Here is an 11487-nt window from a genome sequence, read left to right as displayed (position 1 = left end):
ATCCGCCCGACGAGCGGCAGGGTGGGAAACCCTCAGTCCGTGGCGGATTCGACGGTCGGAAGATCCGCGAGCGCCTCCGGTAGCGGTTCGCTGTGCACAACGACGAGCCGCTGGGTCGCACGGGTCAGGGCCACATACAGGTCGCTGTACCCGCGTGAGGACTCCGCGACGATCGCGGCCGGTTCGACCACGATCGTGGTGTCGAACTCGAGACCCTTGCAACTCCGTACGGTGTAGACCTTCGGCGGATCGAGTGCCTTCGCCTCGAACAGGACGGGATCGACTGCTGCAGCGAGGGTCTCGTGCAACGCATCAGGCACGACGACGGCTGTCAGACCCTGCGGTTCGGCGAGTTCGACGGCACGCAGCATCCCGGCGGCGATCGTGCCGGCGTCGGCATCGTGTCCGACGCGGATGGCCACCGGCTCGATTCCGTTGCTGCGCAACGACGTCGGAGCCTTCTCGCCGTTGCCGATCTCGTCGAGTACCCGGGCGGCGTACTCCATGATCTCGCTCGGGGTCCGATAGTTCACCGACAGCTCCTTGAACTGCCAGCGCTGGGCGACGTACGGCTCGAGCACATCTCCCCACGATCGGGTGCCCGCCTCGTCGGAGGTCTGGGCGGTGTCACCGATGATGGTCATCCACCGATTGGGGATGCGCCGCATCACCATTCGCCATGCCATCGCCGACAACTCCTGCGCCTCGTCGACGATCACGTGACCGAACGTCCAGGTGCGGTCGCCGTACGCGCGTTCGGCGGTGGTGGCCCGACGCGTCTCGGTCTGGCGCGACGCCAGCTGTTCGGCGTCGATCAGGTCGTAGGCCATCAGGATCTCGGGGTCGAGCTCGTCTTCGAGATCCTGTGGGGCCGAACCGGTCAGGATGTCCAGAGCGTCCTGGGCGTCGGCCAGCTGGCGGCGCCATCGGGCGCGTTCGGCGCGTTCGGCCTCGTCGGTTCCGTATCCGATGAGCTCGGCGAGCTCGTCGAGCAGCGGAACGTCGGCGGGGGAGAAGTCCTCGCCGGTGCCCGACCGCGGCCGAGGCGAACGCAACAGGGCGGCGCGGTCGGCGTCGGACCAGCCGGTCGTGGCCTTGCGGATAGCGCGTTCGTCGGTGAGCAGGTCGCGGAGCATGTCCTGCGGCGTCAGGGTCGGCCAGTAGCGGAGAAGCGCCGCACGGATGTCCGGGTCGCGGCTCATGTCGTCGCGGATGTCGGAGATGTCGGCGGGACTCAGCAGCTGCGATCCGTCGAGCAGGCTCGACCCGATGGTCGCGGCGTGCCGCGCGGCGAGTTCGGCGAGACCCGCCTTGAGGAAGGTGTTCTGGGACAGGTTGTGTGGGCGGCGGGTGGCACGCGCCCGTGCCCGGGCGCTCTTGACGAGGGTGGAGTCGATCTCCACCCGATAGCTGTCGAAATCGACCGTCTCGGGACGAGATGGCAGCGATTGTTGGGCCCGGACAGCGCGTTTGAGGACGTCGACCATCCGCAGTCCGCCCTTGACCGCTGCCGTGGTACGCGGGTCGTCGGCGCCTGCCCGCACGCCGGGGAACAGGTCGCCGATCGTGGACAGGAGCACACCCGACTCGCCGAGTGAGGGCAACACCTGGCCGATGTAGCTCAAGAAGTCGTCGTTCGGGCCGATGATGAGAATGCCACTGCGGGAGAGGATCTCACGGTGCGTGTAGAGCAGGTAGGCCGCGCGGTGCAGCGCGACGGCGGTCTTGCCGGTGCCCGGGCCGCCCTGGATGACGGTGACGCCGCGATGCGTCGACCGGATGATGAGGTCCTGCTCGCGCTGGATGGTCTCGACGATGTCGGTCATCTCGCCGGTACGCGCCGCGTTGAGCGCGGCGACGAGCGCCGACTCGTTGACCACGTCTCCGTGACCGAAGTCGTCGAGGATCGCCTCGCCGTCGGTCAGCGATTCGTCGCTGATGCCGCGCACCTTGCGACTACGCGTGCGGATGTGACGGCGACGGGCCACCTCCTCGGGTGCCGCGGGGGTCGCGAGGTAGAAGGGGCGGGCCAGCGGTGCGCGCCAGTCCAGCAGCAGCGTGGCGTCGGTCGCCGAGTCGTCGAGCGCACCGTCGGCTCCGAAGCCGTCGTCGAGGACACCGATGCGCCCGATGCGGCGGACCTCGCCGTCGTCGAGATCGAGGCGACCGAAGTACAGATTGTGTTCCGCGGCATCGAACTTCGCGAGGTCCTCGTTGTACATCCGCTCGTAGGACTCGCGCTCGGACCGTGCCTGGGGTGTGCCCCCGCGTTCGCTGAGCGTCGTGGACAACCTGCGTTGCGCGGTCTGCCGCATCCGGTCGAGGCGGCCGTACACCCGATCGAGGTGTTCCTGTTCCTCGGTGATCCGCGGATCGGTGTCGGAGGAGAGTGCGGTCACAGGCCACCTCCGCCGGCATACCGGTCCCCGGTCCAGGCACGGCGGGCCAGACCCGCGTCGTGGATCCGAGCGGTCATAGACGCGGCGTTACCGCCGGTGGCCAGCTGCGCACACACCTGAGCCGCCGGCCCGGACAGTGCGGCGTGGCGGAGGCGGTCGTGTAGCCAGCCGAGGATGCGGCTCTGCGGACCGAAGGGCAGGGTCGTGTGAGTCATGGGATCGGCGAGGACGCCGTGACGCGACACATACATGTCGAACTCGTCCGGCAGGGCGACGAGGGCGCCGCCGGGATGTGGCGGGCCGACGGGGATGAGGGGGTGGTCGTGCGTATTCACTGTCCGTCGATCGTAGTTGGGTTCGGTGGCGTCGAGTGCCTCGGCCTGGGCCGGGGTGAGCCACGCCGCGATGGTGACCAGGGAGGTCTGACCAGCGAAGACGGGTGCGGCGGGGACGTAACCGCGGGCCGCGACATGCGCAGAATGGCCCACTGTGATGTTGGTGACGCGAACGCGGACTAGCCGGGTGGGGGCTGCGGCGGGGAGATGTCGGAGTTTGCGACGCAGCACGTCCGGTGCGGCGTTCGAGCCGACAGCGACCACCAGGCGCGCGTCGGGCGCTGGAGGTGTCCACGACTCCTGCCGGCCTCCGTCGACCACAACGGACGCGGGCACCCAGGGGTAGTCCTCGGGCGGGTGCGCCGCGTCCGTTGAGAGATCGGTGGCCGTGATCAGGGTCGTGCTCGCATCAGGCGATCGTGCGGGTTGATTTCCGCAGAATCTAGCGACGTGCCTTGCGCAGGCGCTTGCGGCTCTCGTCCGCGGTCTCCTCGGCCACCGCGGCGAGCTGGCGTGCCGTCTCGGCCAACTCGGCCGAGCGTGCCCGGGCGATCTCGGCGAGCTCCGCGGTACGATCCCGCGCGACATCGGCGAGCAGCGGCGCACGCTTGCGGGCGTCCGCGGACCGCTCGCGGGCGGCTTCGGCGAGTTCGGCGGCGCGATCCCGGGCGGCGTCGGCGATCTTCGGCGCGTTCTTCTTCGCCTGCTTCTGTGCCTTCTCGGCGCGCTTCTGTGCCTTCTTGGCGAGCTTCGGTCCGCGCTTGCGGGCGGTCTCGGCGAGTTCCGACGAACGGCCGAGGGCAGCGTCGGCCAGCGTCGACGAACGCTCGAGTGCCGCGTCGGCCAGCACCGGTGCGCGGTCGCGAAGACGGTCGGCCACCTCCGCGGCGGTGCCGGCGGCCTTTTCGGCGATTTCCAGGGATCGCTTCTGCGCGGCCTCGGCGATTTCCGGAGCGTGCTCACGGAACTTCGCCGCAGCGTCCGCTGACCGTTCCGAGACCAGATGGGCGCCCTTGCTCAGCAGCTCCCCGGCTTCGGCGGAACGCTCACCGACGACCTCGGCGCCGTCGTGGGTGCGTTCGACGATGGTGTCCCAGGTCGACGACCCGGCGGCGGCGCCGATCGGGAGTGCCGCGGCAACAGCCGAGGCCTTGTGCCGACCGCGCCAGACGAGCGACGGCTTGCCCTCGGTGTCGACCGCGGCCAGCAGCACACCACCCAGGAGACCCATGTTCCTGATGAAGGCGTCACGCTGCGCCTTCTGGCGGACCGGATCGGCCTCGTTCCAGAAGTCGGTGCCCGCCGCAGTGGTCGGGATCAGCGTGCCGGCCAGCACCACCGAGGCGACGCGCGGGAACTTGCCGGTCGCGAGGAGGATTCCGCCGCCGATCTGGGCCGCCGCGTTGATCTGCACCAGCGTCTCGGTGTTCTCCGGGATCCGGCCGGCGACCTCCGGGGGAAGCGACGAGCGGGCCTTGTCCACCACCGGTTCCGCGGACTGCGCGATCGGTTTGGGGCTCCGGATGGCGTCGACGCCACTGGCGACGAACGCCGAGGCGAGGAGCGGGCGGGCGATACGGCGGAGAATCATCGGTCACAACCTTTTTCAGTCGAGTGCGGTTTCGAGATCCGTCGGGGTGGAGCGCGCTTCTTGGCTCGTTCAACGCTACCCGGTCCCGCGAAATGTACAGGTGAATATGGGTTCCACTGCCGATTTCCGACGTGACAACCCGTTGATCACGTATCCATATGTGCCCGTGGACGAGCGCGCCAAACATAGCCCGCCCGTTACCGGGACGTCGCGCCGGTCGGGAGTGAAGCCCCTCGGGTGCGATCACCGCCGAGATCGTGCCCACCACGCTCGGCGTCGTCGCCCGCGCGGCGGGACCGCGACCTCTGTGGCAGCATCCGTCTCGTGCGTAGACGCAGGGGACTGGTCGTATTCGGGAGCTGCGCGGTCGCAGTCGGCGTTCTGACTTCAACGGCCTGCGGTTCGTCTGCGCCGCCCGCAGCCGAGTCTGTGAGTGCGGTGACTGTGACGGTGACGGCAGAAGCCACACAGACCATCCCGACCGTGACGCACACACCGCCGCCCGCTGCCCCGCCCGCCGCGTCAGGCCCACAAGTGCTCGCTCCGAACGGGACGGGCTATGTCACCGTCAGGACGAAGTCGGGGCTCACGAAGTGCATGGTCGACGCCGCGGCGGTGATCTGTGAGTCCGGGGCCGCCACCGGATGGCCCACTGACCGGACCGGACAGCGGTTCACCTCGTTTCGCGTGAGCGCCGACGGCCAGACCACCTGGGCGCAGGGCAACCTCGGCGACGCACCCACGGTCCTGATGGACTACGCCACCTACAGTGCCGCAGGTTGGACCATCGTCGCGGGCTTCGACGGTACGACCTTCACCAACGACCGCACCGGGCGCGGGGTGTTCGTGAGTCTGCAGGCGGTCCGGACTTTCTGAAGCGTCACCAGCGACGTTCGCGCCACTCCGGGAGTGAGGCCCGCTCGGCGCCGAGGGTGGTGTCGGTGCCGTGCCCGGGGTAGACGACGGTGGAGTCGTCGAACCTGTCGAAGAGCTTGGTCGAGACGTCGTCGATCAGGGTGTCGAAGTCCTCTGGTTTCCAGGTCTTGCCGATGCCGCCGGGGAACAGGCAGTCGCCGGTGAACAGGTGAACGATCGACCGGCCGTCGGCATCGACATCGGTGAGGGCCAGCGCGATCGAACCGGGGGTGTGGCCGGCGAGGTGGATCGCCTCGAAGCTGAGGTCCCCGATCTCGATGGTGTCGCCGTCGTCGACGAGCCGGTCCGGGGTGACGGGCAGCTCGCCGGCGTCGAGGCGGCCGGCCGCGGTCGGGACGCCGGTGAACTCGGCGACGGCGGCCAGCGCCTGCCAGTGGTCGAAGTGCTGGTGGGTGGTGAAGATCAGCTTCGGCGTGCCCTCGATCGACTGCAGCACCGCGGTGATCGTGTCGGCGTCGTTCGCGGCGTCGATGATCAGCTGGTCCCCGGTGGCGCGTGACGTCACGACGTACACGTTGTTGTCCATGGGTCCCACGGACAGTTTGACGATGGTCGCCGACGAGAGCGTGCGCCGCTGCGGTGTCTTCGACTCGGAGAGGTCGCCGGTGTAAGTGTCGGTGATCGGTGTCGCTGCGGAAGTCATGCGGTCAGGCTATGACAAACGTCAGCGTCGGAGTGTGACGGTCGTGACCATCGGTCCCCGCGTCCGCACGCGTATCGTGGACTATCGGTTCGACGATGGAAAGCCTGGACGGCGAGACCGACCGTCCGGTCGTCGGGCCAGGAATCTCATCGGGCGACGATCGCAGGGACCGAAATCTGTCGGTGCCTGTCGGTACGGTGCCCTTGGCGCCACCTGTGCGCCCATATGACTCGAAAATGTAAGGACTGCAGTGGTTGATCGTCTGATCGTCCGAGGTGCCCGCGAACACAACCTGCGCGGCATCGATGTCGACCTGCCTCGGGACAGCCTCATCGTGTTCACCGGCCTGTCCGGATCGGGGAAGTCCTCGCTCGCGTTCGACACGATCTTCGCCGAGGGACAACGCCGCTACGTCGAGTCCCTCTCGGCCTATGCCCGCCAGTTCCTGGGTCAGATGGACAAGCCCGACGTCGACTTCATCGAAGGTCTCTCACCTGCGGTGTCGATCGACCAGAAGTCGACCAACCGCAACCCGCGGTCGACGGTCGGCACCATCACCGAGGTCTACGACTACCTCCGCCTGCTGTATGCGCGCGCCGGTAAGGCGCACTGCCCGATCTGTGGCGAGCCGATCGCCAAGCAGACCCCGCAGCAGATCGTCGACCAGGTCCTCGCGATGGACGAGGGCACCAGGTTCCAGGTCCTGGCCCCCGTCGTCCGCACCCGCAAGGGCGAGTTCGTCGACCTGTTCGCAGAGCTGCAGACGCAGGGCTTCTCGCGTGCACGTATCGACGGCGTCGTCCACCAGCTGACCGATCCGCCGAAGCTGAAGAAGCAGGAGAAGCACGACATCGAGGTGGTCGTGGACCGGCTCGTGGTCAAGGCGAGTGCCAAGCAGCGGCTGACCGACTCGGTCGAGACCGGTCTGCGGCTGGCCGACGGCATCATCGTGCTCGACTTCGTCGACCTCGACGAGGACGACCCGGACCGTGAGCGCAGGTTCTCCGAGCGGATGGCCTGCCCCAACTCGCATCCGATCGCCATCGATGACCTCGAACCGCGTTCGTTCTCGTTCAACTCGCCCTACGGCGCCTGCCCAGAATGTGACGGTCTGGGCATTCGCAAGGAGGTCGACGAGGAACTCGTCGTACCCGACCCGGACATGTCGCTGGCCGAGGGTGCGATCGCGCCGTGGTCGACCGGACACAACGCCGACTACTTCCTGCGACTCATGTCCGGTCTGGCCGAGCAGATGAACTTCGACATCAACACCCCGTGGAAGAAGCTGCCGATCAAGGCGCGCCGGGCGCTGCTCAACGGCAGCGATCACCAGGTGCACGTCAAGTTCCGCAACCGCTACGGACGTACCCGGTCGTACTACACCGAATTCGAGGGCGTCATGTCGTTCCTCGCGCGGCGTATGGACCAGACCGAGTCCGAGCAGATGAAGGAACGGTACGAGGGGTACATGCGCGACGTGCCGTGCCCCGCGTGCCAAGGAGCACGCCTGCGTCCGGAGATCCTCGCGGTGACCCTCGATCACCCCGACTACGGCCCCAAGTCGATCGCCGAGGTCTGCGCGCTGTCGGTGTCGGAATGTGCGGACTTCCTCGACCACCTCACCCTCGACGAGCGCCAGGCGGCCATCGCCGGCCGCGTGCTGAAAGAGGTCCAGGCCCGCATCCGCTTCCTGCTCGACGTCGGCCTCGAGTATCTGTCCCTGTCGCGCGCTGCCGGATCACTCTCGGGCGGCGAGGCCCAGCGCATCCGCCTGGCGACGCAGATCGGGTCCGGGCTGGCCGGCGTGCTGTATGTCCTCGACGAACCGTCGATCGGACTGCACCAGCGCGACAACCGCCGGCTCATCGACACCCTCACGCGTCTGCGCGACCTGGGCAACACGCTCATCGTCGTCGAGCACGACGAGGACACCATCCGCGCCGCCGACTGGATCGTCGACATCGGCCCGCGTGCCGGTGAACACGGCGGTCACGTCGTGCACAGCGGCAGCTACAAGGACCTGCTGAAGAACCGCAAGTCGCTGACCGGCGCCTACCTGGCCGGGCGCGACTCCCTCCCGGTCCCGGAGATCCGCCGGCCCATCGACCGCAAACGTCAGCTGACCGTCGTCGGCGCCCGTGAGCACAACCTGCGCGGGATCGACGTGTCCTTCCCGCTCGGCGTGATGACCGCGGTGACGGGAGTCTCCGGTTCGGGCAAGTCGACGCTGGTCAACGACATACTCGCGACCGTCCTGGCCAACAAGCTGAACGGCGCGCGGCAGGTACCCGGTCGCCACACCCGCATCAAGGGGCTGGACAACCTCGACAAGCTCGTGCAGGTCGACCAGTCACCGATCGGCCGGACCCCGCGGTCCAACCCGGCGACCTACACCGGTGTCTTCGACAAGATCCGCACGCTGTTCGCGGCCACCACCGAGGCCAAGGTGCGCGGTTATCAGCCCGGCCGGTTCTCGTTCAACGTCAAGGGCGGTCGATGCGAGGCCTGCACCGGCGAGGGCACGATCAAGATCGAGATGAACTTCCTGCCGGACGTCTACGTCCCCTGCGAGGTGTGCCACGGCGCGCGCTACAACCGGGAGACCCTGGAGGTCCATTACAAGGGCAAGACCATCTCCGAGGTGCTCGACATGCCGATCGAGGAGGCCGCCGACTTCTTCGAGCCGGTCACCTCCATCCATCGCTACCTCAAGACCCTCGTCGACGTCGGTCTGGGATACGTCCGCCTCGGACAGCCCGCACCGACCCTGTCCGGTGGTGAGGCCCAGCGCGTGAAGCTGGCTGCCGAACTGCAGAAGCGGTCCATGGGTCGGACGGTCTACATCCTCGACGAGCCGACCACCGGCCTGCACTTCGAGGACATCAAAAAGCTCCTCGCGGTGATCAACGGCCTGGTCGACAAGGGCAACACCGTGATCGTCATCGAGCACAACCTCGACGTGATCAAGACCGCCGACTGGGTCATCGACATGGGTCCCGAGGGTGGCGCCGGCGGTGGCACCGTGGTCGCCGAGGGCCTCCCGGAGGACATCGCGGCCACCCCGGACAGTCACACCGGCAAGTTCCTCGCCGACATCCTCGATCTCGATGAGACGGTGGCGTCCGCGGGCTGAGAGCCGGGGGCGGTGGCTACTGACCCATCGATTTGCGGATCTCCGCGAGGCGCTTCTTGGCGGCCTCGTCGCGCTTGCGCATCATCTCGTCGACGCCCTGCCCCTCGGGGCTCGCCTCCGCGAGTTCCTGCGACCCGATCGCCGTGGTGATCCGGTTCTCGATCTTGTCGCGGACGAAGTCGAAGGTCGGGACGCCGCTGTCGGTGTAGTCGGGGTCGGGGAGGGAGCCCGGGACAGGTCCCGTGTGCACGATCTCGGCGTCGATGATGTCGTCCGACGACGTGTTCGGCTCCGACGACGCGTGCGCCGGGTCGGACTCTCCTGGATTCGTCATGCCTCCAGGTTAGTGCCCGCCCGGTTCGACGACGCCTACTTCTTGGGCACGCGGACCGGTCCGGTGTACTTCTCGCCCGGACCTTCGCCCGGCTCGTCGGGATAGGCACTGGCCTCGCGGAAGGCCAACTGAAGTCCTTTGAGGCCATCGCGGATCGGTGCGGCGTGGATGCCGAGGTCGGTCTTCGACGCGTCGACCAGGCCGGCGAGGGCGGTGATCAGCGTGCGGGCCTCGGGCAGGTCGACGTTGTCTGAGGAAGCCTCCTCGGCCAGGCCGAGCTTCTCGGCGGCCGCGCTCATGAGCATCACGATCGAGCGGGTGATGACCTCGATCGCCGGAATATCTCCCAGGTCACGGACGTTGTCGGGATCGGTGCGCGCCGCATCTCCGATGCCGGTGTCACCGCCCGTCGCACCCTCCGGGGTCGTGGGTGTATGTGACGAATAGGAGTTCTCGGCCATGGCTGTTAGACTCCCATAGCACGACCGCCCTGGTATGCGCCGGGGTCGTAAGTGGAGTTCCGCTCCCACCGTTCGACGCGAGTCGCTCGCCTTGCGAGTAACCGTAGTTGTACGGTCCGGTTCACGCCGATCGTCGCAGATCGCATCTTCGGATGCGTTGCTGCACATCGGCAGCAGCATGTGCCATCACGGCACAGCCTTGCGAACCGGTCGGTATCGGAGCCCCGCGGACACAGTCCCGGGGCTCTCTTGCTGAGGCTGTCCGTCGGTTCTCTTGCATACGTCCCTCGCCACACGCGACGGTCATCCCTGCAGGATTGAACTAGGAGGCCCCATCAGCACTGAGACCCGCATCAACGAGCGCATCCGCGTCCCCGAGGTCCGACTCGTCGGACCCAACTCGGAGCAGGTGGGCATCGTGCGTGTTGAAGATGCGCTTCGCTTGGCCTACGAGGCCGACCTCGACCTGGTCGAGGTGGCTCCGGATGCCCGTCCACCGGTCTGCAAGATCATGGACTACGGCAAGTTCAAGTACGAAGCGGCCCAGAAGCAGCGCGAATCGCGTCGCAACCAGCAGATGACTGTGATCAAGGAGCAGAAGCTCCGCCCCAAGATCGACGACCACGATTACGAGACCAAAAAGGGTCACGTCATCCGGTTCCTCGAAGCGGGGTCCAAAGTGAAGGTCACCATCATGTTCCGCGGCCGCGAGCAGTCCCGTCCTGAGCTCGGCTACCGCCTGTTGCAGCGGCTGGGCAACGACGTCGCCGACTACGGCTTCGTCGAGACCTCCGCAAAGCAGGACGGTCGAAACATGACGATGGTCCTCGCCCCGCACAAGGGCGCGAAGACCCGTCAGAAGGCGCAAGAGAGCCGTGAACGTTCCGGCGGCCCCAAGGCCGCGGCGGACGAGAACTGAGTCGATCGGCCGGGTGTGAGGGCAGATCCTCCCGGCCGAGATCACGACACGCGAACCCGGAGTCTGCCGGACCTCATCAGGTCCGGCTGACCGAGTTCGCCCGAGAAAGGGAAGAACATGCCGAAGAGCAAGACCCACAAGGGCACCGCGAAGCGTTTCAAGGTGACCGGCAGCGGCAAGATCGTGCGCCAGAAGGCCAACCGTCGCCACCTGCTCGAGCACAAGTCCTCGAAGCGCACCCGTCGTCTCGACGGCACCACCGTCGTCAGCGAGAACGACGCCCCGCGCATCAAGCGACTGCTCAACCGCTGACGCCAGCGACCCCAGACATCTGACAAGCAAAAGGATCTAACACATGGCACGCGTGAAAAGGGCCGTCAACGCCCAGAAGAAGCGTCGGTCCACCCTCGAGGCGTCGAAGGGCTACCGCGGACAGCGGTCGCGCCTCTACCGCAAGGCGAAGGAACAGCAGCTCCACTCGCTGACCTACGCCTACCGCGACCGTCGCGCCCGCAAGGGTGAGTTCCGCAAGCTGTGGATCTCGCGTATCAACGCTGCGGCCCGCGCCAACGACATCACGTACAACCGCTTCATCCAGGGCCTCAAGGCTGCTGGTGTCGAGGTTGACCGCAAGGTGCTCGCCGACATCGCGGTGACCGATCCCGAGGCCTTCACCGGTCTGGTCGAGGTCGCTCGCAAGGCACTGCCGGCCGACGTCAACGCACCGGCTGCCTGA

Annotated in this window: 11 protein-coding genes; 5 read left to right on the top strand and 6 right to left on the bottom strand. The window is 67.3% G+C overall.

Annotation, left to right across the window (positions count from 1 at the left end):
* Positions 1-32: 32 nt before the first annotated feature.
* From H1R19_RS13740 to H1R19_RS13730, 3 genes are all read right to left on the bottom strand, one after another.
* Positions 33-2399 carry a HelD family protein gene (locus H1R19_RS13740; protein WP_219849318.1) on the bottom strand — a complete coding sequence of 789 codons (2367 nt, stop codon included), beginning with the start codon at positions 2397-2399 and terminating at the stop codon, positions 33-35.
* Entirely contained in the window at positions 2396-3070 is a 675-nt protein-coding gene (locus tag H1R19_RS13735) for a hypothetical protein (protein ID WP_219849317.1), read from the bottom strand. Before H1R19_RS13735 ends, H1R19_RS13740 begins: the two co-directional genes overlap by 4 nt.
* A gap of 106 nt (positions 3071-3176) precedes the next feature.
* On the bottom strand, positions 3177-4325 hold the full coding sequence (locus H1R19_RS13730; protein WP_219849316.1) for a DoxX family protein: 1149 nt from the start codon (positions 4323-4325) through the stop codon (positions 3177-3179).
* A 483-nt stretch (positions 4326-4808) separates the two neighbouring features.
* On the opposite strand from H1R19_RS13730, the gene H1R19_RS13725 reads away from it, so the two are divergent.
* Positions 4809-5201 carry a hypothetical protein gene (locus H1R19_RS13725; protein WP_188327979.1) on the top strand — a complete coding sequence of 131 codons (393 nt, stop codon included), beginning with the start codon at positions 4809-4811 and terminating at the stop codon, positions 5199-5201.
* Between the two features lie 4 nt (positions 5202-5205).
* Here the strand turns inward: H1R19_RS13725 and H1R19_RS13720 are convergent, their stop codons facing one another.
* Positions 5206-5904 (bottom strand): MBL fold metallo-hydrolase, encoded by a 699-nt coding sequence (locus H1R19_RS13720; protein WP_188327980.1) that lies wholly within the window; start codon positions 5902-5904, stop codon positions 5206-5208.
* Positions 5905-6154: 250 nt separating this feature from the next.
* Here H1R19_RS13720 and uvrA point away from each other — a divergent pair, with 250 nt between their 5' ends.
* Complete coding sequence (gene uvrA, locus H1R19_RS13715) at positions 6155-9037, top strand: excinuclease ABC subunit UvrA (RefSeq protein WP_219849315.1); 2883 nt, start codon at positions 6155-6157, stop codon at positions 9035-9037.
* A 16-nt stretch (positions 9038-9053) separates the two neighbouring features.
* Here the strand turns inward: uvrA and H1R19_RS13710 are convergent, their stop codons facing one another.
* Both H1R19_RS13710 and H1R19_RS13705 read right to left on the bottom strand, forming a co-directional pair.
* Positions 9054-9371 carry a PspA domain-containing protein gene (locus tag H1R19_RS13710; protein ID WP_219849314.1) on the bottom strand — a complete coding sequence of 106 codons (318 nt, stop codon included), beginning with the start codon at positions 9369-9371 and terminating at the stop codon, positions 9054-9056.
* Between the two features lie 35 nt (positions 9372-9406).
* On the bottom strand, positions 9407-9832 hold the full coding sequence (locus tag H1R19_RS13705; protein ID WP_219849313.1) for a DUF1844 domain-containing protein: 426 nt from the start codon (positions 9830-9832) through the stop codon (positions 9407-9409).
* 316 nt (positions 9833-10148) lie between these two features.
* On the opposite strand from H1R19_RS13705, the gene infC reads away from it, so the two are divergent.
* The 3 genes from infC (at position 10149) to rplT (ending at position 11487) form a co-directional block, all read left to right on the top strand.
* Positions 10149-10751: a translation initiation factor IF-3 gene (gene infC, locus H1R19_RS13700; protein WP_188328062.1), complete on the top strand. Its 603-nt coding sequence runs from the start codon at positions 10149-10151 to the stop codon at positions 10749-10751.
* A gap of 117 nt (positions 10752-10868) precedes the next feature.
* Complete coding sequence (gene rpmI, locus H1R19_RS13695) at positions 10869-11063, top strand: 50S ribosomal protein L35 (RefSeq protein ID WP_004018754.1); 195 nt, start codon at positions 10869-10871, stop codon at positions 11061-11063.
* Positions 11064-11106: 43 nt separating this feature from the next.
* Positions 11107-11487, top strand: coding sequence for a 50S ribosomal protein L20 (gene rplT, locus H1R19_RS13690; protein WP_188327984.1), 381 nt, complete (start codon positions 11107-11109; stop codon positions 11485-11487).

It is taken from the genome of Gordonia jinghuaiqii, from assembly GCF_014041935.1.
GTDB lineage: Bacteria > Actinomycetota > Actinomycetes > Mycobacteriales > Mycobacteriaceae > Gordonia > Gordonia jinghuaiqii.
The sequence above is the reverse complement of the archived record's forward strand: the minus strand, read 5'-3'. Positions and strand labels throughout refer to the sequence as shown.